26 protein-coding genes are annotated in these 25687 nt (G+C 47.8%); 9 read left to right on the top strand and 17 right to left on the bottom strand.

Features of this window, described 5'->3' with window-relative positions:
- The first annotated feature begins 22 nt into the window (after nt 1-22).
- Genes ACXAD4_RS12675 through ACXAD4_RS12685 form a run of 3 tightly spaced genes read left to right on the top strand, consistent with a single transcriptional unit; the run spans nt 23 to nt 2436 of the window.
- Nucleotides 23-1333, top strand: a complete 1311-nt coding sequence (locus ACXAD4_RS12675) for an FMN-binding protein (protein ID WP_475241826.1) — start codon at nt 23-25, stop codon at nt 1331-1333.
- A complete protein-coding gene (locus ACXAD4_RS12680; RefSeq protein WP_475241827.1) occupies nt 1330-1554 on the top strand; it encodes a hypothetical protein in 225 nt (74 codons plus the stop codon). The genes ACXAD4_RS12675 and ACXAD4_RS12680 overlap by 4 nt, the downstream gene beginning before the upstream one ends.
- Before the next feature lie 9 nt (nt 1555-1563).
- Entirely contained in the window at nt 1564-2436 is an 873-nt protein-coding gene (locus ACXAD4_RS12685) for a helix-turn-helix transcriptional regulator (RefSeq protein ID WP_475241829.1), read from the top strand.
- Nucleotides 2437-2459: 23 nt separating this feature from the next.
- On the opposite strand, the gene ACXAD4_RS12690 is transcribed toward ACXAD4_RS12685, so the two are convergent.
- A complete protein-coding gene (locus ACXAD4_RS12690; RefSeq protein WP_475241831.1) occupies nt 2460-3404 on the bottom strand; it encodes a LysR family transcriptional regulator in 945 nt (314 codons plus the stop codon).
- A gap of 130 nt (nt 3405-3534) precedes the next feature.
- Here ACXAD4_RS12690 and ACXAD4_RS12695 point away from each other — a divergent pair, with 130 nt between their 5' ends.
- Together ACXAD4_RS12695 and ACXAD4_RS12700 are read left to right on the top strand one after the other, a co-directional pair.
- Nucleotides 3535-4098 carry a sugar O-acetyltransferase gene (locus ACXAD4_RS12695; RefSeq protein WP_475241833.1) on the top strand — a complete coding sequence of 188 codons (564 nt, stop codon included), beginning with the start codon at nt 3535-3537 and terminating at the stop codon, nt 4096-4098.
- Nucleotides 4099-4120: 22 nt separating this feature from the next.
- Nucleotides 4121-4675, top strand: coding sequence for a class IV adenylate cyclase (locus ACXAD4_RS12700; RefSeq protein WP_475241834.1), 555 nt, complete (start codon nt 4121-4123; stop codon nt 4673-4675).
- Nucleotides 4676-4688: 13 nt separating this feature from the next.
- On the opposite strand, the gene ACXAD4_RS12705 is transcribed toward ACXAD4_RS12700, so the two are convergent.
- From ACXAD4_RS12705 to ACXAD4_RS12735, 7 genes are all read right to left on the bottom strand, one after another.
- Complete coding sequence (locus ACXAD4_RS12705) at nt 4689-5093, bottom strand: VOC family protein (protein WP_475241835.1); 405 nt, start codon at nt 5091-5093, stop codon at nt 4689-4691.
- 109 nt (nt 5094-5202) lie between these two features.
- Nucleotides 5203-6363 (bottom strand): hypothetical protein, encoded by a 1161-nt coding sequence (locus tag ACXAD4_RS12710; RefSeq protein ID WP_475242775.1) that lies wholly within the window; start codon nt 6361-6363, stop codon nt 5203-5205.
- Between the two features lie 74 nt (nt 6364-6437).
- Complete coding sequence (locus ACXAD4_RS12715; RefSeq protein WP_475241837.1) at nt 6438-7121, bottom strand: ABC transporter ATP-binding protein; 684 nt, start codon at nt 7119-7121, stop codon at nt 6438-6440.
- Between the two features lie 52 nt (nt 7122-7173).
- Complete coding sequence (locus tag ACXAD4_RS12720) at nt 7174-8397, bottom strand: ABC transporter permease (protein WP_475242776.1); 1224 nt, start codon at nt 8395-8397, stop codon at nt 7174-7176.
- Between the two features lies 1 nt (nt 8398).
- Complete coding sequence (locus ACXAD4_RS12725) at nt 8399-9628, bottom strand: ABC transporter permease (RefSeq protein ID WP_475241839.1); 1230 nt, start codon at nt 9626-9628, stop codon at nt 8399-8401.
- A 30-nt stretch (nt 9629-9658) separates the two neighbouring features.
- Nucleotides 9659-10408, bottom strand: coding sequence for an outer membrane lipoprotein-sorting protein (locus tag ACXAD4_RS12730; protein ID WP_475241840.1), 750 nt, complete (start codon nt 10406-10408; stop codon nt 9659-9661).
- 10 nt (nt 10409-10418) lie between these two features.
- A complete protein-coding gene (locus ACXAD4_RS12735) occupies nt 10419-11099 on the bottom strand; it encodes a TetR/AcrR family transcriptional regulator (protein WP_475241841.1) in 681 nt (226 codons plus the stop codon).
- A gap of 254 nt (nt 11100-11353) precedes the next feature.
- Between ACXAD4_RS12735 and ACXAD4_RS12740 the strand changes: the two genes are divergently transcribed.
- Both ACXAD4_RS12740 and ACXAD4_RS12745 read left to right on the top strand, forming a co-directional pair.
- Nucleotides 11354-11626 carry a hypothetical protein gene (locus ACXAD4_RS12740; protein WP_475241843.1) on the top strand — a complete coding sequence of 91 codons (273 nt, stop codon included), beginning with the start codon at nt 11354-11356 and terminating at the stop codon, nt 11624-11626.
- Between the two features lie 17 nt (nt 11627-11643).
- Nucleotides 11644-11955 (top strand): hypothetical protein, encoded by a 312-nt coding sequence (locus ACXAD4_RS12745; protein WP_107300107.1) that lies wholly within the window; start codon nt 11644-11646, stop codon nt 11953-11955.
- A gap of 100 nt (nt 11956-12055) precedes the next feature.
- On the opposite strand, the gene ygjK is transcribed toward ACXAD4_RS12745, so the two are convergent.
- Both ygjK and udp read right to left on the bottom strand, forming a co-directional pair.
- On the bottom strand, nt 12056-14632 hold the full coding sequence (ygjK, locus tag ACXAD4_RS12750) for an alpha-glucosidase (RefSeq protein WP_475241844.1): 2577 nt from the start codon (nt 14630-14632) through the stop codon (nt 12056-12058).
- Between the two features lie 644 nt (nt 14633-15276).
- The gene (gene udp / locus ACXAD4_RS12755; protein WP_107300108.1) at nt 15277-16044 is read right to left on the bottom strand and encodes a uridine phosphorylase; all 768 of its coding nucleotides are present in this window, start codon (nt 16042-16044) and stop codon (nt 15277-15279) included.
- 396 nt (nt 16045-16440) lie between these two features.
- Between udp and ACXAD4_RS12760 the strand changes: the two genes are divergently transcribed.
- Nucleotides 16441-17064, top strand: coding sequence for a LysE family translocator (locus tag ACXAD4_RS12760; RefSeq protein ID WP_475241846.1), 624 nt, complete (start codon nt 16441-16443; stop codon nt 17062-17064).
- 44 nt (nt 17065-17108) lie between these two features.
- Here the strand turns inward: ACXAD4_RS12760 and ACXAD4_RS12765 are convergent, their stop codons facing one another.
- The 3 genes from ACXAD4_RS12765 to ACXAD4_RS12775 all read right to left on the bottom strand — a co-directional run bounded on the left by ACXAD4_RS12765 (nt 17109) and on the right by ACXAD4_RS12775 (nt 19181).
- The gene (locus ACXAD4_RS12765) at nt 17109-17843 is read right to left on the bottom strand and encodes a glucose 1-dehydrogenase (RefSeq protein ID WP_475241847.1); all 735 of its coding nucleotides are present in this window, start codon (nt 17841-17843) and stop codon (nt 17109-17111) included.
- A gap of 68 nt (nt 17844-17911) precedes the next feature.
- Nucleotides 17912-18682 carry a GNAT family N-acetyltransferase gene (locus ACXAD4_RS12770; protein WP_475241849.1) on the bottom strand — a complete coding sequence of 257 codons (771 nt, stop codon included), beginning with the start codon at nt 18680-18682 and terminating at the stop codon, nt 17912-17914.
- Between the two features lie 55 nt (nt 18683-18737).
- Nucleotides 18738-19181 carry a CopD family protein gene (locus ACXAD4_RS12775; protein ID WP_475241850.1) on the bottom strand — a complete coding sequence of 148 codons (444 nt, stop codon included), beginning with the start codon at nt 19179-19181 and terminating at the stop codon, nt 18738-18740.
- A gap of 107 nt (nt 19182-19288) precedes the next feature.
- On the opposite strand from ACXAD4_RS12775, the gene ACXAD4_RS12780 reads away from it, so the two are divergent.
- Nucleotides 19289-19465, top strand: coding sequence for a CCGSCS motif protein (locus tag ACXAD4_RS12780; protein WP_475241852.1), 177 nt, complete (start codon nt 19289-19291; stop codon nt 19463-19465).
- 68 nt (nt 19466-19533) lie between these two features.
- On the opposite strand, the gene ACXAD4_RS12785 is transcribed toward ACXAD4_RS12780, so the two are convergent.
- The 4 genes from ACXAD4_RS12785 to ACXAD4_RS12800 all read right to left on the bottom strand — a co-directional run bounded on the left by ACXAD4_RS12785 (nt 19534) and on the right by ACXAD4_RS12800 (nt 25287).
- Nucleotides 19534-19836 carry an antibiotic biosynthesis monooxygenase family protein gene (locus ACXAD4_RS12785; RefSeq protein ID WP_475241854.1) on the bottom strand — a complete coding sequence of 101 codons (303 nt, stop codon included), beginning with the start codon at nt 19834-19836 and terminating at the stop codon, nt 19534-19536.
- Between the two features lie 42 nt (nt 19837-19878).
- Nucleotides 19879-20328, bottom strand: a complete 450-nt coding sequence (locus ACXAD4_RS12790) for a methyltransferase family protein (RefSeq protein WP_475241856.1) — start codon at nt 20326-20328, stop codon at nt 19879-19881.
- Nucleotides 20329-20513: 185 nt separating this feature from the next.
- Nucleotides 20514-22646 carry a methyl-accepting chemotaxis protein gene (locus ACXAD4_RS12795; RefSeq protein ID WP_475241858.1) on the bottom strand — a complete coding sequence of 711 codons (2133 nt, stop codon included), beginning with the start codon at nt 22644-22646 and terminating at the stop codon, nt 20514-20516.
- 217 nt (nt 22647-22863) lie between these two features.
- Nucleotides 22864-25287, bottom strand: coding sequence for a zinc/cadmium/mercury/lead-transporting ATPase (locus tag ACXAD4_RS12800; RefSeq protein WP_475241860.1), 2424 nt, complete (start codon nt 25285-25287; stop codon nt 22864-22866).
- Nucleotides 25288-25687: the final 400 nt, after the last annotated feature.

Raw genomic sequence — 25687 nt, forward strand, 5'->3', positions numbered from 1 at the left:
TGCCTCATGGCTTTGGAGATATATGGAAAGAAAAACCAAACCCCGGCGCAATAACAACTTTGACAAGTTTGTCAGTGTATTTTCAATCTTGGCCTTGGCGTTTGCGTGGTACCTAGGCGGGCAACGCAGCAACCACTCACAAACACAGTTCTTCGACAGCATCCTCACCAGTGACGAACAGCTTATCGAAGTTGCTCCCCAGCTCTATCGAATCGTAACGACTATTGAGAGCAGTTCAGATCCAGAAACAACACAAGCCTCCAGCAAGTGGGTCAGCTTCGGCAAAGGTGTTGGCTACGGTGGTGAACTTACCGTTGGTGCGGTATTTACCCCCCACGGTGATATTGAGACCATCGCCTTACTGAGCTCGAAAGAGACCACATCCTACTTTGCCAAAGTGGTAGAGCAGAAGCTTCCCGAATCATTGCTAGAGCAGAATATCAAAACAGCGCTATCGGCCGATGCAGTGACCGGCGCAACCCTGACCTCGGAAGCCTACACCCAGGCAATAAACCGAGCATCCGATCCAGTTCGCATGGCGCTTTTTGGATATCAGTTCAGTGAAGCAAAACCTGCTTGGCAATATATAAAATGGCTCGATGCCGCAGCGTTGGTGTTCTTCATTGCCGCTGTCTGGGTTAACCGTATCCGCTCTGAGCATAAGGCCAAAATAAATGCGGCCTTGCTGGCTGGCTCTACCCTGATATTTGGTTTCTACTCTGCATCACTCTACTCGGCTTCCACCATGGGGAGCTTGGTTTTAGGGACATGGATCAGCGGTGTCGCCAGTTACACCCCGTTTATTCTTCTGGTACTCAGTATCGGCTATATCCTTTACTACAACCGTAACGTGTACTGCCAAAGCCTGTGCCCATTTGGTGCCGTGCAGCAGTGCCTAGCCAAGGTGGGTAAGGCAAAGGCATCACCTGTGCGCCATTCGTTTTTTATCTGGTACCCACGGTTCTTGCTACTCGCCACGCTTTGTCTTGGTGCCTACTACCGAAACCCTGCCGCTTTCGTCTACGAGCCGTTCGGTATCGCCTTTGGCATGATTGGCGGCATGTATCTGTTTATCCTCACTGTGATGATCCTCCTAACCTCACTAATCGTTCGTCGTCCGTGGTGCCAAAGCTTGTGTCCGATCAATACCTTGACCGACTTTGTCGTATTCAATAAACACTGGTTTAAACAGCTGGCTAAGCCAAAGCGTGCCAAACAGAAGCTCCGTCCAGAGACACCGGGAAAGAGTATCCCGGCAAGGAATATACCTGTAGGCAAGGATAAAGCCGAAAATCTATCTTCAGCTCAAAACCGAACAGGAGAAGCCCGATGAGACAGCGTATTTCGCTTCTTTTTTACTGCTTGGCCTCTGTGGTTATCATGCTACAAATCGGCTCTAATCTGATGGCATTGGGCAGTGTGGATCACCAGCACACTTTATTGCACTCAGTATCTCGCCAAACCGAAGCGCAGACCAAGACCGTTGAACAAAGCACAGCACCAACAGTCGATTTCCAGCAGATGGCAAAAGATCTAACCCAAGAAAAGTACTAGAAGAAAATAATGACAACCAAGTGTATCCCCCTCGAGCGGCTGAAAAGAGAAGTGAACCTTATCAATCCGTTCATTAACAAGATTTCAGATCTCTATTCAGTGAGGGGGCTAGACGTCGTTTCCCGGCCGCACCGGCTAAACTTCAGTGCCTTAATCTACATAACAGAAGGGCAAGGTCTGCACTACGTCGAACACCAACAGCACCGACTGCGGACCGGCTCCATGCTAGTATTGGGCAAAAACCAGATCCACGCTTTTGCCAAAGAGCGCTCAGTTGATGGCTACGTGCTGTCGTTTGATTGCAGCTTCCTATCGAACGGCAGTAACGACCCTTACTTTGATTTACTGCTGTCCGCTATGGTCCATATCAACTGCGTACACCACGCCGATGATGATATAGGACCGCTTTTTCATGCCATGGTCAATGAATTCGAATCAAAGTCCGAGTTTAAAGACGAAATTATTCGTAACCTGATTCGCTCTATCATTCTCAAAGCGGTTGTCCCCAGCTACCAGCACCAGAAACAATCATCCCAACGCATCGGCAACAACGACTACTACCGACTGAAGAAATATATCGATGTACATTTCCAGGACAGACCAACCGCTGGTGATATTGCTCTGGCTTTGGGCAAAAGCATCAAGCAATTGGATAAGCTAGCCAAAGATCATGCAGGTCTTAGTGTCAAAGAATTGGTTGATGAAAGGGTACTGGTCGAAGCCAAACGCCTACTGGCATTCAGCCAGTATTCAATTTCCGATATTGCAGACCGGCTTGGCTTCAATGAAGCGACTAACATGACGAAGTTCTTTAAGAGCCATACTAATGTCAACCCAAAGGACTTCAGGCAACTGTGCAAAATAGGGCTACACCAAAAATAGCCCCGTACTAATAACGTTAAGGCTCAAACTTGCCCATTGAACTGGTTAATAATCAGCTCCCGTAGCCATTTATGGCTCGGATCACTGTCGAACTGTTTGTTCCACAGCAAGAACTGGCCACCTGGTTCGAGGTCGAGCGGCAAGCGCTTTATCACTATATCGGCACTATCGACAAACTCCCGCACACATTCATACGGATATGTCGTCAGCAAATCGCTTTTTTCACACAGCCTTACAGCGCTGGCAATGTCCGACATATTGACCGCGTTATTTATTTTCAGCCGCTTTGACTCCAGCACTTCATGTAGAAGCCAGCTTTTGACCCCACCGGTAACCACCTGAACATACCGGTACTTCAAGAAGGTCTCTAGGTTCCACTCCTCATCCAATGCTGGGTGTCCTTTACGCAAGACACAGGCTGAGAAGTCACGCATGAGCTCAACATAGCTGAGTGAGTCTGGAATGGTGTCTACATGGGATTTCGCACGTTGGTCCCATTCAAAGACCCCGATACCAAAATCCACCTCCCTCTTGATCAAGCGCTGGATGCTGTTCTCATTCCAGTCACGGCTGTTAATCGTAATGTTCGGAGCTTCAGCGAGTGCCGCCGGTACAAAATGAGGATAGATGGTCGAATAGGCGGTTTCGACCAACTCAAAATTGAATGAGCGGGTACTGCTCTGCGCTTCAAACAGTTCAGGGTCACTCAACTGGTCAACTTGCAGCAAGATCTGCTGCAACTTAGCTTCGAGTGCTAGGGCTTTCGGGGTCGGCAATAAGCCTTTTGATTCACGCTCGAACAAAGGATCATCAAAGACTTCACGAAGTTTCGTTAGCTGCTTGCTGACCGCAGATTGTGACAAATAAAGCTTTTCTGCTGCCCTACTGACACTGCGCTCTTGCAATAATACATACAGACAAATCAACAGGTTCATATCATTTTTTAGCAAGCGGGATAAATCGATCATGATATTCCTTTGATTCAAGTGCTAAATGCGTAAATGTCACTTCTAATCATATCATGGTGCCGCTATAGTGCTTGCTAGAATCTACTAAGGGCTATTCAACCGGCCCAATTTAAAACAGATTGGAAAGACAATGACCGAATTCGAAAAAATGCTTGCTGGTGATGACTTTGACGGCGGCGACCAAGGGATTAATGAGATTCGTAATAATGCAGCGCATCTATTGATGACCCTTAACCAAACCATTGATGATACCCAGCGTAGCGAACTACTGAGTCAGTTAATGGGTGACATGCCGGCTTCAAGTATCATTCGTTCCCCTTTCCACTGCGAATTCGGTAAGACCATCTTCATCGGCGAGCAGACATTTCTTAATATGAATGTCACCATGCTGGACGGCGCTAAGATCACCATAGGTAACAATGTTCTGATCGGCCCGAATACCCAGTTCTACTGTGCAAGTCACTCACTTGATTATCGAGAGCGCCGAAAGTGGGCGACAATCTGCAAGCCTATTACTGTTGAAGATGATGTTTGGATTGGTGGTAACGTCGTGATCAACCAGGGAGTGACCATCGGTGCTCGCTCAGTGATTGCCGCCAACTCAGTGGTCAACTCAGACGTACCGCCAGATAGCCTCTACGGCGGTACGCCTGCCAAATTGATCCGCCGTATTCATGAAAATGAACAAAACTAAAACAAGCACCTGGTAAGCAGACATGAGTAATGATCATTTCAAAGGGAAATATGAAGTCGAGTTGAAGTACCGTGTAGGAGCAAAAACTGAGTTTTTACAGGTACTCAGCTCGCTGCCCCATGAAGTCATGTTGCTGGATAATACAGAGACCGATTGGTACTTCGATACACCAGAGCATTCACTGGCCGCCCAAAATAAGAGTGTGTCTATCCGAGAGATGGAACCTTCAGGCATCAAGTTATGGGTAGTAAAGGGGCCTGAGGCTGACCGCTGCGAAGCCACCAATATTACCGATGCAAAAGCCGCTAAAAGCATGCTGACGACCATGGGCTATGAGCCGTATTTGGTGATGAAGAAAGTGCGCAGCATTTACTTTGTCGGCCATTACCACATTACCCTAGATTTCCTCGAAGGCATCGGTCACTTTGCGGAGTTCGCTATCATGACTGATGATGAAACGATTCTTGCAAGGTATAAAGACGAGCTTGAACAGCTGGCAAGTCAGTTTGGGCTGACGGACGGGGAGCTTGAGCACCGCTCATACCGGACGCTTTATCAGATGCAATCAACACTCTAGCCAAATATATTTGCTACAACTTCGGCTTGAGCTCCACCACATTCCCTTCGGGATCTTGGATATAGAGCGAACGGCCGAACCCTTCGGCACCATAGCGTTCGGCAAAGCCTTCGCAAGAAATGTTATGCTGGGATAAATAATCAAGGAGCGCTTGCTCTGAAACAGGCGCGATCTGCAAGCAAAAATGATCGAGGTTACGGCCATCTTGGCTGGGTGGCTTACCGCCTAACTGGCCAAGTTGACTATCAACGGTCACCAAGTCAATCAACGCACTGCCCGCACGCAGTTGTACCAACCCCATCTCCTTGGGCAGTTCGCGCTCTAGCTTTGCACCAAGGATCTGACAATAAAAATGCAGCATGTCAGGCAGTTTGGTGGTTCTGAGTACCACATGGTCAATCCCTTCCAGTTTTATCATCTCCGCTCCCGTTACCCTGTCATTGATACCAGCAAATATGCATAGTTAAGTATTTTCGCTTTTTCTTAGTTTGAGCATTTAACCAGTAATCTAATCAGTGTGGCCTAAGTTAAAAATTCCATCGAATCTGGGCAAATAGCAAGGTGCTGGCAGTTTCACCGAACAAGCTATTGCCGCTGCCGTCAAAGCGCTGGATAACCCCAAGCAGTTGCCAGTCATCCGCCAGCGAATAGCTATTACTGGCGCCGACAAAGTACGACCCATCATCATAATAGGAGGTAGAGAGCGTCAGGCGGCTAAGGGGAGTCACATCCAGGCTAGCATCGGCATACGCCGTCCAGCGGGTAAAACTCAATGTTCTCGCTGTCAGTGGTAAGTTTAAGAAGGCGATCGCATTTTGTGGATCTTGCGGGTTAGAAATATACAGCACTGCACCACGGGCTATCCAGTTGCGCTGGCCGCCGAAGCTGTAATCCGTTTCGAGGGTCGCAACCGCTGTTTGTTCAAGCTCCTCTCCCTGCCATTGATCTTTGGTTGGTTCAAACCAAGTGACCTCCCCCCTAACCCCTGCGCCTTGAACATCACCGGCAAAACCTGCCCCGACGACACTATCCAGCAGCGATTTCCCGGCCAGCAATTGATAATCCCAGCCGTTATGATTAAACAAGTAGCGCCCTGCGTAGCTGTTCAAATCGCTGTCGGAGTTGGGGTTAACGACCACATCGGCGGAGCTGGCAAAACCAAGTTTGCGACTAACCATAACGGCATCGCTGCCTGCCCGCTCTTCATAGTCAAAGTCATAGATAGAATAGGAATTGAAAATATCATTCGGGTTCCACAGAGTGGCCATTGCCCAGTTTATGCGAAACCGGCCGCCCCGAACCTGCCAGTCATCACGCTGCCAATTGACATACAGGCGATCAAACTGGCTATTCCCCACCACGCCTTTCTTATCCAGCCAGTTTTTCGACAAGTCCATGTACCCGGTATCTATCGCCACCAGATCGCCATATCCAGGAAGATCTGCCGTATCGCCAAACAATAAGCGGTTACGCATCCCGGCATTGAAACGTAGCTGTTCATTGAAGCGATATTCGAAGTTGAAGCGCTGGTGAATAAGGTGGTCAAGACCGTTCGAACCACCGTCTGGCAGTGTTCCGGTAGCCATGTACTTCACATAGCCGTTGAGATCCCAGTCTTTTTCGGGTTCTAAACCTGGTATTTGGGCATTAGCCGTTTGGGAATTAGTGATTAGGGTAATAACTCCCAGCCAAGCCGCTACACAGCCTATTTGTTTTAGCCCTGATTTACACCTAACTGTTGCCACTCCCTTTTGTATCCCGCTCACTGGCGACGATCCTCTTTGAGTTGCCCATCTTCAAACACGATCACCCGCTTAGCCCTCTTGATCACTCTAGGATCATGAGTTGAGAAAATAAAGGTGGTACCTTCCTTCTCATTGAGCTGCTGCATAATATCCAGCAGCTCAGAGGTACTCTGGGCATCTAGGTTTGCCGTCGGCTCATCGGCCATCACAAACCGAGGTCGGGGAGCGAGCGCCCGAGCGACTGCGACCCGCTGCTGTTGGCCACCTGAGAGTTTAGCCGGGCGCTTGTGCTGCTGGCCTTCCAGCCCCACTTGGGTTAATAGCTCACCCGCACGTTGACGGCAGGTGGTTTCATCTTGCCCTTGCAGCTGCATCACGAACTCGACATTTTCCAGCGCGGTCAGTACCGGTAGCAAGCTGTAATCTTGGAAGATAAAGCCGATATGATCGCGGCGGAAAGCAATGAGCGCCTTTTCATCCAGTTGGCAAATATCGCAGTTATCAATAAGAACACTGCCTGAGCTTGGGCTGTCGATGCCGCCAATCATATTGAGCAAGGTTGTCTTCCCCGAGCCAGAAGGCCCCATGATTGCGACAAACTCCCCTTGCTCGACAGTAAGATCGAGATCTTTTACCGCATGCACCGGAAAATCACTGTCAGCGTTATAAATTTTGCACAAGTTATTAATTGATATAGTCATTCGTTTTCTCTGTCCGTGCTTTTCTGTCGCTCTTTTATGCCGATGCTGGCTATCAATGTTTGTCGGCCATGGCATCAACAGGCCGCTGCTTGAGTATTTGCCGTGCAGGATAAAGCGCCGCTAACAGGCTGGCGGCAACAACCGTAAAGAAAATCATTTGGTATTCGGCAAAGGTGACCTGTGGAAAAAGCAAGGTATCGACGCCAAACGCCCCCAAGCCTTCAGCCATCGCCCCAAGCGGGATGCCGGTGTACTGCAACACACTGATAAGTACAAGGCTCGCCAGTAGGCCAAGACCTGCGCCGGTGATCCCAAGCCATGTGGTTTCCAACATGATCAGCAAAAAGACACGGTGCTTTTGCATCCCGACCGCCATCAGTACGCCGAATTCGCGGGTACGCTCGAACACTGACATCAGCATGATGTTGACGATGCCAAACCCCATTGCCACCACGAAAATACCGAGCATTATGGCATTGCTAAGCCCCTGCTGGTTGATCAGCGAGGCAAGTAAGGGCTGCACCTGCTGCCAGTCCCTGATCCGGTTGCCTGTTTGAATGACCTCGTCATCTCTCAACCGCTTGGTTAGCACCATGGCGGCATCATCATTATCAAGCAGCACAGCCACTTCATGAGCGCCATCAATCCCCGCCAAAGCAGTAAGATCAGCCCGGCGTACAAAGACATTGCTGTCATCAAAACTCGTCGACGGTGTTTTGAAGATCCCCCTTACCCTGAAAGCCGCCCCGCTAACATCGCCAGCGGCATCGGTGAAGGTGAGTACCACCTTGGAACCAATACGCAATTTAAGGCGGGACGCTGTTTTCTCAGAAACCAGTACCGGGTTTCGCCCCTCATCGCTTAACCACTCTCCTTGGGTAATGTTTTCAGCCAGCGGGGTCACCGTCGATTCGGCTTGGGTATCTATGCCATTAATGCGGACGCCGCGATTACTGCGCGCTGACGCCACCATGCCATCGGCAACAAACCGGGCTGACCAGCCTTTCATGCCGGGCAGTGCCGAGATGGCCTTCTCCACCCCAGGCAGATCAACAATGGTGTGCTTGATATCAGGATCATCAAGATATAGGGCGTTCTGAACTTGAATATGGCTGGTCTGCCAGGCAATGGCATTGTGGATCATGCTGCCGTACATGCCAGACAGGAACCCCATCATGGCAACGACACCCATCAGGCCAAACACCATGGCGCCAAGCATGATCCCGGTGCGCAATTTATTGCGCCAAAGGTTACGCCACGCTAGTTTGAAAAGCATATCAGCTCGCATGACCGCCTCCCTTTAGCGCATTAACGACGTCTAACCGACGTATCCGCCACATCGGATACATCAGGCAAACCACCAGCAGCACCAAAACGATAAGAACTTGATCAAGCATCAGCATGGGATCCAGCGCCATCGGCAAGACAGGATCCCACCCCATATCCAGCACTAGCTCTGCCGTTTCCCCAGTCAGTGTGATCGGGTTGAAATAGAACCACACCAACACCGGCAGGGTGATCACCATACCCATCACGACCCCAAGCAAACCTATCATCAAAGATTCCAGCCCAATCAAGGTGATGATTTTGCGTTTGAGCATACCGGTTGCCAGCATGACGCCAAACTCTCGCTGTCGCTCCAAAGTCATCATCAGCAAGGTGGCAAACAAGCCAAAACCTACAACGCCGTATAACAGGTACATGATGAAAATGCCGCCAGCCTTATCCATCAGAATTTGCTGAGCCATTTCCGGTGCCAAATCTTGCCAATCCCGCACGTTGACCTTGTCGCCGTAAGCTTGTTTGAGCTGAGCCTCCGTCGCGTTTAATTGGCTAAGCGGCTTGATATCCAATACCCATGCCGTTACCTGCTCTCCGGTACTGTAAAGGGTTTGAGCGAGTGCGATTGGCATATACACCAACTGGTTATCAAGTTGAGCAACGGGGAAATCCAAGATCCCTTTGACTCGGTAAAGCCCTGCTGCGGTCTGCCCCCTATATCCCTGACCATAAAGGATAAGTTCATCCCCAACGTCTAAACCAAAATAACGAGCAACGCCTTCGCCGATGAGCACTTGCTGATCTTCAGGTGATAGAAAATTTCCCCTCGACAAACGATTTGAGATGTTTGAATAACTGTCTTCGGCCATGGTATCGACCCCGAGTACCATTACGCCTTTAGATTTATCCCCAGAGGCCGCTAAAGCAAACGACTCAATACGCGGCAAGGCTCGGATAACAGCCGAGTTGGTTGACACAGGCTCCAAGAAAGCCTTATCCATCGGCAGCAGGTCATCAATGCTGTTGCTTTCGGCAAACTCTGGGTGCTGCAACTGGATAAGCCCAGTGTAAAATCGCGCGGCGTTCTCGATATTGTTGGCATAGGTTCCTTCTTGCAGGCTGCGCATAAACAGTGACAAGGCCAATGTCAAAGCCAGTGCAGAAGCCGTCAGGATAGTGCGCCGCTTCTGCCGCCAGATATTTCGCCAAGCTAATTTCAGTAACATGGTTCTTCCTTGCTAACCCGCTCCCAACCCTTAGTCACGCAACGACTTCATCTGGCTTTGGGAGAAGAAACTTTCTTTAATCGGGAAGTTGAACTGGGCTTGATGGGTAATGATTTCCGTTTTATTGCCCGGTTTATCCGCAGGGATCATTTCCATCCGCGAGGCCACCTGGCGCCCGCCCATATATTTCACGTCGTAAGTGTTCATGGTATTGATCAGATCATCGAATTCGTCATAGAACTCAACTTTGCGTTGCAGGTAGGTCTTCTTGGAGACCCATAGTCGAACCTTGCTCCAGACTACCGGCGCATTAGGCTTGGCAATGGCATCAATCACCCAGCTGGCGTCATTATCAAACACTTCGCTACCCACCATTTTGTGGGTATAATCCACCACGATGGAAGACTGGTTGATCAAATCATCATTGGTAAAGTCTGAGCCCATCCAAGACTGGCCCAGCATCGAAGGGGCAATCTTTACTACCCGCTCGATACTCGGTAGCCAATTCCACATTTCCCGGTAGCGCTTGAGCGATGCACTGCCTTTCTCTTTGGCTGGCGCGGTTACTAACACCAAGGATAAATCCTGCCCTTTGGTCCAGCTTTTCATGCTCATGGTGCGGGTCCAGTCTGGGCGTACAATGCGCATGGTGGCTTCGGTATAACTAGAGTCACCCCGCATCTGCTGATCCGACTTTCTGACTATCGATGTTGCCGACTCAGCCATTACCCAAGCTGGAAAACAGGCCAGAATAACCAACAAAACCTTAAGTGATTGCATCAACCTCTCCTTATTCGGTAAACCATGCGTGCAGTAGTTCATCATCGATCAAAGGCATACTGCCAGGCTTCGCCCCAACCATACGCTCAAGTACTAACTGAGTCGCGGTTACTTCTACAACAACCTCATCAAGCAAGTCTGACATCTTGTCAGCTTTTAACATTTTGCGGGTGAGCTCTTCCGAAAAGCCGTTAAGTACACTAACCATCAGCCTCGCCGTAACAGTGGAAGAGGGTGCATCAAATACCTTTTCTTGATTCCCCTGACGCAAAATGACTTCGTAGTATCCTGCGAGCAAAGCACTGACTTTTTGCATGAAGTTATGTTTTAGCTGGAGGTTTTCATCCATATTGATGATTTTGAAGAAGCCCAGCATGATTTCTTTCTGGCCAATTTCCCATTGGTTAGTCCGACGCAGCAAGATCTCCCACTTGGTCAACGCACTGAGGTTCGGATCCTCTACCAATCCCCCGATCACCTGGCGATACTGATCCAACATGTCATCACTCCATGCCTCCAGCACCGCTTGCTTGGAATCAAAATGGTGGTAAAACGCCCCTTTGGAAACCCCTACATGCTGGATGAGATCATTGACCGAGGTATTGGTATACCCCTTTGAGAAAAACAGCGCATTTGCTGCAGCAATGAACTCTGCCCGCCGCTCCTGCGGCGATTTTACGACTCTTGGCATACCCTACCCTTCACAGACCGACCGACGGTCGGTATGTTTAAAATATATGCCCTGCCTTCATGAAGCTCAAGCAGCCAGATCAAAAAACAGGCTCAAAAAACAGGCTCAAAAAACAGGCTCAAAAAACAAGCACGTTATCCGACGCTAAGTTGTAACTTTACATAGCTTTGCACTTCAGTTGATTTCATTGACCTTGACTGATTTACACTAGAAAAACGGCCATTTTTTGCTTAGCTACAAACAATCTATCAAACATGAAACCTATCCGCCCCAACCTGACCAACTACGATGTTACCCGTTTGCTTGAAAGACAACTTGCCGATATGGAGAAAAGAATATGGCGCAGAATGATCATGATGATTGTTCTGGTGGCCGGTTTATTTTCTGGTGTGAATTACCTTATCTATACTGATCTGAAGCAGCTATCTACCGACGCGATTCGCTACTCCATCGAAGCCAAGCATCACCTTCTTTTGATTGAAAGTGTGATAAGTGAAGAAGGTGGTAACACAACAATGTCAGGGTAAGTTGTAGAGAGGTTTACATGACATTCAAACAAGCAAGTATCGCAGCACTGATGCTATCTGCTAGTTCACTCGCTTTTGCTGATATCCGTATCATCGATACTCAAGCAGGTAGTTGGGTGAAAGTCACCGAAAATGGCAAACCCGCCGCCAACGCAAGAGTTAGTGTTAGCAATCCGGCCAACCGGGGGAAAGTATACAAAACCAATGAACATGGTGAGGTCTATATTCCTTTGTATACCCGCACCTCGAGCACCCTCACCTATTCAATACTGACTGAGGAGCGCAATGAGTATACTCGGCGCAGCCTTCATACGAATAGTTTCGATTAATCCATCGTTTGTAAAACCAGTAGCTTGTACAACGAATAGCTCCAATAAAAAGCCAGCTTAAAGGAGCTGGCTTTTACTTTATCGGCTATCAGGCACAAGATTAATTTTTGAAGAACTCACGGTAGAGCATGTACATATGGGCAGCACTCCATGAGAAATTCGACGCCCCTTGTACCGCACCGGTTTCAGGGTTGTAGTTCTCGCGAATCGCACCATCCTCGGTCATGCCTTCGGCATTGGCAAATAAATCATTGGCCATATGAACAGCCTCTGCACCATAGCCATATTGTTCCATGGCACGAACACCAAAATAGAACTGATCTAGCCATACCCGACCACGCCAGTAGATATCGGCATGGTAAGCAGGGTTGGTTTGTGATGCTGTCGGTAACGATATCCCTTCACCAATATACTTCTCTGACGTGTTGAACTCATCCGGATCCATCATGGTTTGCACCACTTTATCAGCAAGTTCTTGTGTTGCAGCACCATTGAACAATGGACCCCAACCTTCAGGGCCGCGTCCACGTTCAACAATCGGCTCACCGGCACAAGCAATACCGTTTTTCATCACAGGTGTTGGCTTACCATCTTGGTCAACATTCATGTGAATGTCGTAGAAGAACTGGGTGTCTGCATCAAACATACAGGTATTGATGTAGTCTTTGATTGCTACCGCACCGTCCAGGAATTCCTGACCTCGCTGTTTACCTGGTACATTGTCAGAGACCAATGTTGCCATTTCTGCCAAGTACTTGTTGTCAGAGTACATGTATGATGCTTGGTCAACGGACTCCTGCAACATAGAGAAGCCCAACAATTCATCATCGTTACCGCGATTTTCAGCAAAGCGTACTTCCCAGTCTTTCTTCGCCGCTTCGATATCGCCGTTATGGTTAACATCGGCATAATCTTTCAGCTGCTGTGCTGAAATGAAGCCAAAGCGGGCGGCGTTATCCATGCCAGATTCCCAGCCAGCGGCTTCCTGAGCACCTACATGCAGCTCTTGGTAAACCACATCATCAAGAATGGTATTGTAACTATCCATTCCTTTGACCTTATATTCATTGCCCTCTTTCTCAAGGATATTTTCCGGACCAACAATGCTTACTAGGTCATCATCAGTCGTCACCCATACATACATATGGCCATCTTCAGTATTATGCGCAGGATCCACTGCAGCACCATATTCCGGTACACCATTACCGTTGTGGTCGCGGTTGGTTAGCCACCAGTCATGGTAGGCCACCAGCTTCGGATACATCTCATCGATCCAAGCCTGGGCATCAGCTGGGCGGTCAAACTCGTTTTTCAGGGCGTTATACACTTCCATTACCGACCAAGCCGCCAAAGAAGGTTTGGTGTTGCGCTCATTCCAGTTCTCAGAGCCTGCACCGCCGCGACTCTCTGGCAAAGTGTAGGTGACAACATCCAGCAAATAGCCCTTATCCTGCGGGCGAATCGGGTCATCTTCCTTCACCTGATATTCGAAAACAGTGCGAATATTATCCATCGCTACATCTGGGTTAAAGTGCGCCATCGCATAGGCTTGTTTCCAAGTATCCCAAGGCCAGGTTAAGTTGCCAGAGAACCAGCGAGCGGTGACCGATGGGGTGACCGTTGCTTGGTGGACATCACCTGCCGCAGAGCGCCAGTTACCATTGAGGGTCATAATAGCTTTCACACCAACCCTTGCCTGCTCTTTGGTGGCTTGGTCATTAACCATACCCGACGTTAGGTAGCCCGCCCAGCGCTCATCCGCAGCCAGCATGTATTGCTGAGGGTTGTTGAAAATATCGGTTATCTTGTTCTTTTCTTTGGTAACTTCCACACCGTTATGCAAGTGTGAGTAAGTGGTGTAAATGTTCACACTTCCCTTCGCAGCTAGCGGTTGCTCTGCAACAGAGGCAAACGAAATTTCGTTTGGCATCACATGAGTTTGGGTGCTGACAGATCGGGCAATACGGAACTCACTGTCATCATCGTTACGGATTGCCCAGTTACCTTTCATGTCTCCGAAGGTAATGGCGATACCGTTCTCCGTAGTGTGGATCTGACGGTTGTAATCTGGGTACATCTGCTCAACCGAGACGTTCTCGTTACCCTCTGTCGAGAGCGCTTTTTGCAATAACTCACCGTCCCATAGCAACTGCAAATCCATGTCTTGGTTAGTCAGGTTGGTTAACTTGGTCTCAACCAGTGATGTACGATCAGTCACGAAACGCAATACCATCTGTACTTCTAACTTGTCAGTCTTGAGGATTTGTACCAATGCGCCCGGTGTGCTGTACACCTCCGCATCGGCTGATGAAAGGTCAAAGACTTCGCCACTGATGCTATCGGTAATATGGAGTTTGTCGAACGTCTGGCCAGACATGAAGTGTGCATACTCCTGGGTCACTTGCATGATGCCGCCAAATGATCCATAGCCCTGCTCGTCCGCTGGCAGCAAATGGCCATGCCAAGCGCCGTTATCGACAAAAGCGTTGTATTTCAGGTTGCTGTACTGATCATAATCACGCAGGTACTCCGGTGAGCCAGTTCGGTCTATAACATTAACAAACTCGTTATTTGGCAAACCCGCTTCTTTTTCTGTGGAGCTACTGCTGCTGTTGCAGCCTGCCAATGCGACGGCGGAACCAATCAACACGGCTAAACACGTTTTACGAAAAGTCATTCAATTATCCCCCAATACCACCTGATGCCATGCTCTGATGAGTCTTATTTTGCTAGCAGGCGGTGTATATTTATTTCAATTAACAAGCTCGTTTCTTAGCGGGAAGGAGAATAATAGGTAAAACTTTAACTAAAATAGATCGCAGTCACAGTTAAAAATTTCAGTAAAACAAATAACAAATCAAAAATGAATACTATTAGTAAACCTTTGAAATTAAATTCAATGTGGTGATTTTTCGTGGAATTAACATCACAGTGTTATTTTTACTAACTTTTATTTTTTTGAAAGCAGATCACTGTGTGCAAATTAGTTTCTTTGTTACCTGAAGAAACGGAAATACTTGCAGGATAACGACGTTAATGGACTCAGTATCACAGTAGCTGGTTTGACCATACGAATCATAAACAGGCTTATAAGCCCAAACGTAACATCAGCTTCTCTTATGTAACAGTAAATTCCTGTTGGTACCACCTTTGATAGAGCAAAAAATAGCCTGTGTATTTATGCAAATGCCACTCACTATTTAAATCCCAATTTGCACCCTATATAACCCTCTTTTCACGACAAGAGAACCGAGAAAAAAGCACAAAAAAACCAGCTCATTTGAGCTGGCTTCTATAAATTGGTTTACTATTTAGAGCTAATTACTCTGCTAGCATACGACGTGCAGCGTCTACCACAACCTTGATTGAACGCGCTTCTGTTTCTTTCAGTGTCGCGTGGTCAGGGATCTCTTTCTGAGTACGGTTGATGATAACACCCGCCACACAGCCAGCACGAAGACCAGAGCTTGCACACATAGTTAGCAGCGTTGCTGATTCCATTTCGAAGTTCAGCACACCCATTTCCTGCCACTCTTTCATCGAGCCTTGGAAACGGCGAACAACACGGCCAGAGAATGTGTCGTAGCGCTCTTGGCCTGGGTAGAAAGTATCACTTGATGCTGTTACACCTGTGTGCACTTTGGCACCATCGGCATCACAAGCTGCTTTCATTGCTGTTGCCACATCAAAGTCAGCAACTGCTGGGAACTCCATTGGCGCAAAGTGCAGGCTCGCACCATCTAGGCGCACAGAGCCAGTTGAAACGATCATGTCGCCTACATTGATATGCGGCTGGATAGCACCTGTGGTACCGACGCGAAGGAAAGTACGTACACCCAGCTGAGCCAATTCTTCAACTGCGATAGAAGTAGACGGGCCACCGATACCAGTAGAACAAACAACAACAGACTTACCATCTAACTTAGCGCGGTACACCGTGTATTCACGAGAGCTTGCTAGAAACTCAGGGTTATCCATTAGGTTAGCGATTTTTTCTACACGCGCTGGATCGCCTGGAATAATGGCAAGTTCCGCACCGTTAAGATCTGCTTTGTTCACACCCAAATGGAATACTGCGTTGTCAGACATAATCATATCCTTTCAATTGTTGCCGCCTGATAGGGAAATTGAGGCCAGCGGCTGATTCATTTTGTTTATACCCAAATGGCTTCAATACGAAGTCTCCAGCGTTGAAGCAACTCTCTGGTAATCATTTGGGTATAAACAGTTTCTACATATTTGTGCTCGTAAAACACTTAATTACGATAGCTGATTAAAATCATCATTTGAGTGATCGCAATCACAGTAAGCGAAATTCAATGAATTTCACGTTACATAAAATAGTGATCTATATCACCAAAAATCGTTTGCGCGTGCGGTTTATCACACTATTTTTTCTCATTGAGTTAGCAGATAATAACAGCCTATTTTTACCCAAAACCTGCACTGCCCAGTCAGTATAGTTAACTGCAAGGACGTTACTTGATGATCGACTTCGCCATTTTGGCTGTATTTATTCCCACTTTCTTTTTCGTCTCAGTAACACCCGGCATGTGCATGACGCTATCGATGACTCTTGGTATGACAATTGGCGTGCGCAGGAGCCTGCCGATGATGTGGGGAGAGCTCATTGGGGTGGCTCTGGTGTCCATCGCATCGGTTATTGGCGTCGCGGCGGTTATGCTGAACTACCCTGCTATCTTCTTGCTTTTGAAATATCTCGGCGGCGGTTATTTGTTTTGGCTGGGGATCCAGATGTGGCGCTCTCGAGGCAAGTTGGCCATTCCGGATAACCTCGATGAGGCAGTCGATACATCCCCAATAGGGCTGGCGATGCAGGGGTTTGTTACTGCCATTGCTAACCCGAAAGGCTGGGCATTCATGATTTCGCTCTTGCCTCCATTCATCAATACCGATAATGCTTTGGTACCGCAATTATCTGTACTGATCAGCATTATCCTAATCACAGAGTTTAGTTGCTTACTGCTTTACGCAAGCGGTGGCCGTACATTGCGCCGCTTCCTTCAACAGCGCGGCAATGTCCAGATGCTCAACCGTATTGCCGGCTCCCTGATGATGGGGGTTGGGATATGGCTGGCAGCTGGGTAAAAGGGAAATAGAGTAATAGAGACAAAAAGAAATTTCGAGGTGGGCTATCGCCCACCTGCCAAATCTATAAATGAACCAGTGACATAAGACGCCTCGTCAGACAACAACCATGCAATCGCATTGGCGACTTCTTCCGGTGTCCCACCCCGCTGCAATGGAATATTAGGCGCCAAGCGCTCAACCCGGCCTGGCTCACCACCATCGGCGTGCATCTCAGTATGAATAAAGCCTGGCCGAACACCATTGACCCGAATACCTTGGCCTGCCACTTCAAGTGATAACCCTTTCGTCATTGAGTCCATCGCGCCTTTGGTGGCCGCATAATCAATATATTCAAACGGCGCACCGGTTCTGGCTGCAGCAGAAGAAACATTGACGATAGCTCCGCCATTTTTGAACCGCTTTAAGGCTTCACGGCAACACAAAAAACAACTGGTGACATTGGCTGTCATCATCCGCTCAAAGCGCTCAACATCCATATCCACCAGACTTGATTGGGGCAGCAGTATTGCAGCGTTATTTACCAGATAATTAACCCGACCAAACTGCTGCTCTGTTGCCTCAAACAGAGCAATAACATCCTGCTCATCACTGACATCCGCCCTAAAGGCGAAGGCTTGGCCTCCGCTTTCCCGGATAGCGTTCACCACTTCCTCTGCCCTTGCTTGGTTAGCAACATAATTTACGCAAACCGAATATCCATCTGCGGCTAGCTTGATTGCTGTTGCCGCACCAATTCCACGACTAGAGCCTGTAACAATAACGACTTTATTTCCCATCAAGCTTCCTTTTTACTGACTTGTTATTTGATTTTTTCGGCTGGAAAACTATTTTTTTAGCTGGAATACTATTTTTGTGGGTGGAAAGCATAAGGCGTTGTGGTGGAAACAAACACAAAGCCATGCTTTTCAACAATTGGCCTGCTCATCTCAGAGGCATCAATAATTAAATATTGTTTGCCCCTCTTTTTGGCTTCATTAATTCGCTTGTTGAGCAACAACGAATAATGTCCCCTTCCGCGGTATTCAGCAATAGTACTTCCACCCCAGATCCCCGCAAACGGACTTCCACCGTTATACACTATCCATGCAGAGGTGACTGGTTTACCGTCGTCATACACCACGTATATAGAAATATCATCAGGGGTTTGGGTCTTCATATTGAGCAAATGAGTATATTGCCACTCGTAATTTCCCCCCCAAACTTGCTCCTGAACACTGACCGCATCACGGATCCCTTGAGCATCAGTCACTTCAACTATCCGGCTCTCATCAACCTCACGCTCGGAAACTGCTAACAGATCTAGCGCCATAAATGACTCTGATTCTTCTTGCTCAAAGCCATTTATAAGTAACAGTTCACCAATCTGACTCGGCTCATCGGTAGAATAGGTTTTCCACTCAAATGGCTTACCCAGTGCACCAAAGTAAGCCATTTCCTTCTCTATAGCAGCCTGAGCGGATTGCGCTGTGAGAGAAAAATAAGAGATGTAACTCCCTTTGGGGTTATCCGAAACGAATTTAATCACCCCATCTGTATTTATTGCCTTTCCACCAATAGCATTAATCACTTTCCTTTCATGCTCGTTATAAGCATGCATAACATCCATTGTATTCATGAAGTCCTTATCTCGAATAAGTATTGAAAATATTTACTATTTCAATCTACAACTATCATACCAGCCAACCGACTCTAAACGACACACCAACTAAAACAAACAGCACAGAAATAACGGTTACTGGAATAATATGCCACGCCATATCCCATAGATTTGCCGGAGACAACTTAGGTATCACTCTGAACCTTGCATCGAGGGCAAACAGAACGGTTAATGCCAACAGTGATAGCTTAGCCATGATCCCATGAGATAAGGGAATGCTGGTATCAAACCATAAAGTGACATCCGGCAGCATTCTGTGCGCCAGCATCAAACCGGTGACAACCTGAATGATCAACGCTGGCATACCGATCTTTTCGTATACCTGCTCAAAATCTAACAACTGCTGTGGATTGCGATTTTTCATCACCGACGGCAAAACTACCAGCGACAAAACAATATGCCCGCCAGTCCAAATAGTTGCGGCAATGATATGCAATGCTAGTAACAACCCAAACATTTTCCCCTCCATCTTAATCATTGACATTCATCTTGGGCAAACTATAACATACATTAAAAATGCAACTTAATAGATGAATCACATTACATCATCAGGAGATAAATCTAATGGCCATTTCATTTACCAAAATTTTCAAAAAAACAGACAGCAAAACCGAAGATAAAAAGCTTGTTGAGCAACCTACTTCTGTTGAAATACAGGCTGAAAAAGAAGGAAGTGCTGGGCAAGAAAAAGCCGTTAAGAAACATGGTGAGCCAGGCTTTTGCTGTGGTTCCTGCTCATAAAACCAATCTCATAAAACTAATGGGGTATTTTCTGTATGAGATTCGAGAAGCAGTCATACCCCGTGATTTTAATTATCGTTACCCATGAAACTGTACTGCCTTTTCACTTCAACCACTTGAACAGTATATGACTGGTACCATTTATCGCGGCCGAGTTGTTGGGCCACTGCATGCTGGCTGTCTTGGTGCCAACGCTGAATATCTGCTTCCGTTTCCCAGTAGGAGATGGCAATTTCCTGATCGCCCTCGGTGACCGCGATAAAATCCAGGCAGCCATATTTATCAAAAGCCAGCTCGCGCATCACTACGACCATTTCTGAATACTGCTCATCCTGATGGCCGGCTTTGGCCCTGAAAATAACCGCAAACATCATTCCCTCCTTGGAAGACAATTTAAAAATTAGCGTTTGTTACTAAACCCAGCGTCTAACCTGCTGACAATACTGACGATACTCAGCCCCGAATAAATCTGCTAGTAAGCGCTCCTCCGGCAAAATCTGAAATTTGGTCAGATAGCTCACAAACCCTATTGCCACCAGCACAGCCAAAATAACCTTGCCCACTATAAAACCAATACCGAGTAGGGCTAATGCCATCGCTAAGTACATCGGATTTCTTGAATAACCAAACACACCTGATGTCACGAGCGTGTTCACATTATCAAAACTGTAGGGGTTAACTGTCGTTTTGGCTCGCTTGAAGGTCATGGTCGCTAACAAGGCTATCGACATTGCAGCTGCGACCAGTATGCAGCCAACCAAGAAGCCATTATTATCCAGCCTGATGGGGTACTCGGCAGGCAATAGAATGACCGCAGCGAAAATATTGAACAGCAATAAAGGCGGGACTTTTAACTCAAGCACGGCGCTCTCCTTGGCCAAAAATAAAATATCTATACCCTAACGTGACTAGGCTTTTCTAGCACGTCAATGATGGCCTCTGCAATATCTTCAGGCTAGAGGCTTACTGACATATTTCGTACCATTTCACAATGTTTTGCTCTTCACTATAAAAAAGGCACCTGTAGGTGCCTATTGTTCACTTTAATCTAGCTTGCCGAAGAGACTTCAAACCGATCAACGAGCTGATGCAGTCGAATAATCGAGTTTTTCACCAAAGTTGTTCGGCGTGTTAACTGCTGCGAGGACAGTTCCAGCGATGACATACTGTTCTGTGCCTTTTCTGCTGTATCACTATGCCGCTCGCTGGTAGAGGCAATGACATTAATGGTCTGGAACATAGAGTCCACGGCTTGCTGCAGCTTGTCACTGCGCTGGCTTGAATCCAATATCATCGAGCTTTGCTCGACATTGTGAACGCCCTGCTCCATATAGCTGACAGCCGTTTTGGATTGGCCACGCAATTTACTGACCGTTTCACCAATATGGTTGGCGGCGGTTGATGTTTTAGTGGCAAGGTTCCTCACCTCATCGGCTACTACAGAGAATCCTCGGCCATGCTCGCCCGCCCTTGCAGCCTCGATAGCCGCATTCAAAGCCAGTAAGTTTGTCTGCTCGGTAATTTCAGAAATAAGCCGGACCACTTCTTCGATATGCTTCATCTCGTCGTTAATTTCATTCACGCTATTTGCCGACGCCTTAACGATATCTTTGATTTCCTGGGTATTGCTTACCGCTTGTTGGTATTCTTCCTGCGCGGAATCGACCATACTCTGCATCAACTCTTGCAACTGCTGCGCTGATTGCTCTGCTTTTTGGATTTCAGCTTGCTGATGACGGGTCAAGGTTAACAGGGAATCAATAGAGCCTGAGGTTTGAACCGTGCAATCATCGACTACGGTACAACGTCGCAGCATTGAATTACTCACCTGTTCAACTTCATTGGACGCAAAGATAATGCCACCAACGACACCTTCGAGGTTATCAATAAAACTGTTGATCCAACGGCCTAAATCCCCCGTCTCATCGGGATAAAACTGTTGGCTATTTAACCGGCGCTTCAGATCCCCATCACCTTCCGCAATGGTTTTAATGACCCCTGTCATTTGTTCCAATTGCCTGACCATTGGTTTTGCAACCAAATACTTAAACACGCCATAACCTATCAACAATGACATGGCCATCATCAGGCCCAATACAGGGATCCCCAATGACATAAAATGCGCGAGCAGCAATGGGGGCACAACGGTAAACAGCCAAATCAGCGCGTACTTATTGCTCAGTTTCTTGGAAAGGGAGCGGTGACGGTAGACCTCTTCCAAATCGGCCTCGCACATCATCCCCCAGCGGTCGGGAGAGCCGCGAAGCTGGAATGTCACCCCCTTGCCTATTACCGGAATATGCCGGTAGTCAGAATAGCCGGGGTATTCCACATACAGGTTTTCACCTTTGGCTATCGTCTCCCGGACACCGGGGTGCAGCTTCTTGGTCGCCGGATCGGTGAAGACGATTTCAAACTCGGTATGTTTATCTATCTTGACTGCACCCCAGTCAGTCCCGATACCCGATTTCAGATTCTCTCCATGAGAAAACGTACTGTCTTCAAATCGCGAACGAGAAAGGGCTGTTCCAGGCTGTATTGACGAGTCAAAATTGGAATCCACCATGAAGATGTAGTTATCACCTGACTCACTATAGATATGCCCGGCTTCTCGCTGGATAAGATCTCCCAGCACATCATTCGGAACGCGGCCACATAGGCAGCCGATGAAAGTGCCTGACACTTCTATAGGTTGATAGAACATCAATGTGACTTCATCATGGAAACTTGAACTTGAAGCGCCCGGCGCCAACGTTTGTTTATCTATATACGGTCCATGCAAAAATTGTTTTGCACATCCTTGAGTCAAAGCATCTTGTTGGCGATGCATTTGGCCAGCATGAGCGGAAAAACTACTTGCCGTGATCATGCCGTCGGCATTGACGATAAATAGCTCTGAAAAGTCATTATTTCGTTTTAGCAATTGTGCCAACACGCTAGGCTGCTCTTGTGCCGGTTTAGTCGCGAGGTAGAACATCGCATCTTGCAGGAAGTCCCACTGTGTTTCGGTCCAAGTATGGAGCAGCCTTACCCGCGTTTTCGAAATGCTGTCGAATGTCTCTTCAAGGTAAGAGATTTTATCCCGGTTTAACCAGCATGCTTTGCGCATAGCCAGCTTACCGTTAGGGCCAAAAATAGGGAGCCAGTTCTTTTCTTGTTGTGAGAGCTGCATTGTATCCATCCATATACATCATCCTATTGTTTTAAATGCAAAAAAAATACCAAGCTCTACAGTTTGGTATTTTATGGATTGATAGTGAAAGATAGGGGCAACCTACTGAAATAAATGATAAAAAACTTAGTATTTTCAGCCTCAGTCAAAATTGGTGCATCACATAGGAGCAATGCACCAATTCTGGGCAAAACGAACAGGCTTAGGTTATTTCTTGTGGCTAGGCTTATTCCTTGTGGTTAAACTTCAACAGGCGCAGTGCATTAAGAGTGACCAAGGCCGTAGCGCCGCTATCCGCCAATACCGCCACCCACAAACCTGTCATGCCTAGCAAAGTGGTGATCAAGAAAACTCCTTTCAAACCCAATGCCAAGAATACATTCTGTTTGATGTTTGCCAGTGTAGCTTTCGACAAGGCTATCATCATTGGCAGCTCAGCAACACGGTTATGGGTCAAGGCTGCATCGGCGGTTTCCAACGCCACATCAGTACCACCGCCCATCGCGATACCAATCGAGGCCGTTTTCATTGCAGGTGCATCGTTGATACCGTCACCAACCATAGCAACATTAGCGCGCAGATTGGCAAGTTCCACATGCTTCACTTTATCTTCCGGTAACAGGCCCGCTTCAAAAGCAATATCGATTTCCCCAGCTATTGCAGCCGCTGCACGAGGGTTATCACCGGTCAGCATCACCGAATGGATACCCATAGCTTTAAGTGCTTTCACAGCCTTGGCACTGTCTTCGCGCAAATTATCACGCCAGGCAATCAAGCCAACGGGTACTTCGTTACGCAGCGCAACCACCAAGGTTTTCCCCTCGCCTTCAAGCGCAAAGGCTTGTTCAGTCTGTTGTGCCGACAACGTCACACCTTCAGGCAAACGGTCTGCCGCCACCAGCATCAAAATATCGCCTTCAGTAGTGCCTTGAATGCCTCGGCCCGGTAGCGCTTGACGCTCTTGTGCTTCTTCAACATTCAAGCCGCGCTCTTTTGTCGCGTTAACCACAGCCTGGGCCAACGGGTGAGCCGATCCCATCTCTACCGCTGCTGATTGTCGCAGCAAGCGTTGCTCATCTCCGTCCCAGCTAACAATGTCTGTCATCACGGGTTTACCCTCGGTCAGGGTACCCGTTTTATCAAAAGCCACGGTTTGGATTCGACCTAGTTGCTCCAGTGCCGCCCCGCCTTTGATTAAAGCACCGCGGCGCGTTGCGGCTGCCAGACCGGAGGTAATTGCAGCTGGAATGGAAATGACCAATGCACACGGACAGGCAATCAACAACAAGGTTAAGCCTTTATAAAGCCATTCATCCCATGCTTGGCCGAAGAACATTGGCGGGATCACCACCACCAAGGCAGCCAGTACGATCATCGCCGGGGTGTACCAGCGACTAAAGCGGTCGACAAAGCGCTCCAGTGGAGCCTTACGCGATTCTGCATCTTCAATTAAGTGAAGGATGCGGTCGATGGCGTTTTCGCCTTGCTCGGAGATAATCCGCAGGCGTACCACTTTGTCGGCCACCAAAGCACCGGCCATCACTTGCTCACCCGGTAAGCGCTCGACAGGAACAGACTCGCCCGTCAAAGCACTCTCATCAAAACTTGCAGCCGCATCCATCAATTCGACATCAGCAGGTAAACGCCCACCCGGTGCCACCTCGATAATATCACCCGGTTTAAGCTCACTCGCCGAGACCTGCTCTTTGCTACCATCCGACAAAACTCGACTGGCTTTTTCCGGCACCAAAGCCATCAACGCCTTTACACCACTGCGGGCTTTCGCTGATGCATAACCTTCAAGTTGCTCACCGATGAGGAAAAGCAACAATACCATCGCTGCTTCGGCAGTTTCACCCAAATAAAGCGCGCCTATCGCAGCCACGCTCATCAGGGTTTCAATGGAGAATGGCGAACCACTTTTCGCCAGCCTGATAGCTTTGCGGGCAATAGGGAAAAGGCCAACTAAGGTTGTAGCGGTAAAGGCTGCAAGCCCCATCACCTCTGATTGCTTACTGACGATGAAAGAAACCACCATCATCAAAGCAATCATCAGTACCGGCAGGTTTTCTTTCAACATGCTGGCAGGCTTTTCATCTTCAGAAGAGCCGCCAACAGTAAATAACTGGAAGCCGGTTTCCCGGGTCTTCGCGACGATAGCATCGGATACCGCTGCCGATTGGCAATTCACGACCAATTTTTCAGTGGCAAACATCACTTTCGCTGAAGCAACACCATCAAGGCCATTGATAGCCTTTTCTAATTTATTGGCGCAGCTTGGACAGTCCATACCGCCGACTTTCCAGCTTAGGGTCGTACTATGAGGGGCAGGAGTAATATCATCGGTCGTATGCTCTTCGCTAGCAGTGTCGCTACAACTACCAGAACTGCAACATGACGATTTGGCCGCTACCTCTGCGGAAGTGATTTTATTAACTGAAAATCCGAGGGAGGCACCGGAGGCAGGATCGTCATCGCCCGGCGATAGATCCGATTCTTGCGAAACTGATGGAGTTGTACTTGATTGGCAGGAGCCAGACGAACAGCAAGACTCAACACTGTTGTTTTCCACCACCACCGATGGTTGGCCGACACCGACAGCTTTGGCTGCATGTACATGTAATTTTTTATTATTGCATTGGGCACACATGGCCTTCTCCTTATCTTTGTGATCAATGGTTTACTCACCATAGCCTTAACTATAAACCTTGGAGTACAGTCCAAGGTCAAGGTGAAAGCGGCGATTTTACGGTGTTTTCATTACGGCTAAATTTCAATTTCCAGCCTCTTCAGCTGCAGTTCAGCGTAAAAACAAAATAAAATATGACTTAAAGCCTCCGTGTTTTCCCATCTTTAACAATTCCTAATACTCATAGCATATAGGGTTTCAGCATTTACTTTGAGCCGATTCAAACTTCTTCCTTTATAGGTGTGTAAATATTTATTCATATCAACGCATATTTTGCGATAACTAGACAGGCTTTGTGATGCTAAGCCGCACAAGCCATGAAACAAATTCGATACTGTGAAATTAACGTACATTTAACGCT

It is taken from the genome of Photobacterium sp. AWH4_225 (assembly GCF_056158405.1).

What these genes read in the sequence shown, in the direction of transcription:
- ACXAD4_RS12725 (WP_475241839.1), bottom strand. Translation starts at nt 9,628, where the DNA reads ATGTTACTGAAATTAGCTTGGCGAAATATCTGGCGGCAGAAGCGGCGC.
- ACXAD4_RS12760 (WP_475241846.1), top strand. Translation starts at nt 16,441, where the DNA reads ATGATCGACTTCGCCATTTTGGCTGTATTTATTCCCACTTTCTTTTTC.
- ACXAD4_RS12730 (WP_475241840.1), bottom strand. Translation starts at nt 10,408, where the DNA reads ATGCAATCACTTAAGGTTTTGTTGGTTATTCTGGCCTGTTTTCCAGCT.
- ACXAD4_RS12735 (WP_475241841.1), bottom strand. Translation starts at nt 11,099, where the DNA reads ATGCCAAGAGTCGTAAAATCGCCGCAGGAGCGGCGGGCAGAGTTCATT.
- ACXAD4_RS12780 (WP_475241852.1), top strand. Translation starts at nt 19,289, where the DNA reads ATGGCCATTTCATTTACCAAAATTTTCAAAAAAACAGACAGCAAAACC.
- ACXAD4_RS12695 (WP_475241833.1), top strand. Translation starts at nt 3,535, where the DNA reads ATGACCGAATTCGAAAAAATGCTTGCTGGTGATGACTTTGACGGCGGC.
- ACXAD4_RS12770 (WP_475241849.1), bottom strand. Translation starts at nt 18,682, where the DNA reads ATGAATACAATGGATGTTATGCATGCTTATAACGAGCATGAAAGGAAA.
- ygjK (WP_475241844.1), bottom strand. Translation starts at nt 14,632, where the DNA reads ATGACTTTTCGTAAAACGTGTTTAGCCGTGTTGATTGGTTCCGCCGTC.
- ACXAD4_RS12705 (WP_475241835.1), bottom strand. Translation starts at nt 5,093, where the DNA reads ATGATAAAACTGGAAGGGATTGACCATGTGGTACTCAGAACCACCAAA.
- ACXAD4_RS12740 (WP_475241843.1), top strand. Translation starts at nt 11,354, where the DNA reads ATGAAACCTATCCGCCCCAACCTGACCAACTACGATGTTACCCGTTTG.
- udp (WP_107300108.1), bottom strand. Translation starts at nt 16,044, where the DNA reads ATGTCTGACAACGCAGTATTCCATTTGGGTGTGAACAAAGCAGATCTT.
- ACXAD4_RS12700 (WP_475241834.1), top strand. Translation starts at nt 4,121, where the DNA reads ATGAGTAATGATCATTTCAAAGGGAAATATGAAGTCGAGTTGAAGTAC.
- ACXAD4_RS12685 (WP_475241829.1), top strand. Translation starts at nt 1,564, where the DNA reads ATGACAACCAAGTGTATCCCCCTCGAGCGGCTGAAAAGAGAAGTGAAC.
- ACXAD4_RS12765 (WP_475241847.1), bottom strand. Translation starts at nt 17,843, where the DNA reads ATGGGAAATAAAGTCGTTATTGTTACAGGCTCTAGTCGTGGAATTGGT.
- ACXAD4_RS12690 (WP_475241831.1), bottom strand. Translation starts at nt 3,404, where the DNA reads ATGATCGATTTATCCCGCTTGCTAAAAAATGATATGAACCTGTTGATT.
- ACXAD4_RS12785 (WP_475241854.1), bottom strand. Translation starts at nt 19,836, where the DNA reads ATGTTTGCGGTTATTTTCAGGGCCAAAGCCGGCCATCAGGATGAGCAG.
- ACXAD4_RS12715 (WP_475241837.1), bottom strand. Translation starts at nt 7,121, where the DNA reads ATGACTATATCAATTAATAACTTGTGCAAAATTTATAACGCTGACAGT.
- ACXAD4_RS12680 (WP_475241827.1), top strand. Translation starts at nt 1,330, where the DNA reads ATGAGACAGCGTATTTCGCTTCTTTTTTACTGCTTGGCCTCTGTGGTT.
- ACXAD4_RS12775 (WP_475241850.1), bottom strand. Translation starts at nt 19,181, where the DNA reads ATGTTTGGGTTGTTACTAGCATTGCATATCATTGCCGCAACTATTTGG.
- ACXAD4_RS12800 (WP_475241860.1), bottom strand. Translation starts at nt 25,287, where the DNA reads ATGTGTGCCCAATGCAATAATAAAAAATTACATGTACATGCAGCCAAA.
- ACXAD4_RS12795 (WP_475241858.1), bottom strand. Translation starts at nt 22,646, where the DNA reads ATGGATACAATGCAGCTCTCACAACAAGAAAAGAACTGGCTCCCTATT.
- ACXAD4_RS12675 (WP_475241826.1), top strand. Translation starts at nt 23, where the DNA reads ATGGAAAGAAAAACCAAACCCCGGCGCAATAACAACTTTGACAAGTTT.
- ACXAD4_RS12745 (WP_107300107.1), top strand. Translation starts at nt 11,644, where the DNA reads ATGACATTCAAACAAGCAAGTATCGCAGCACTGATGCTATCTGCTAGT.
- ACXAD4_RS12720 (WP_475242776.1), bottom strand. Translation starts at nt 8,397, where the DNA reads ATGCTTTTCAAACTAGCGTGGCGTAACCTTTGGCGCAATAAATTGCGC.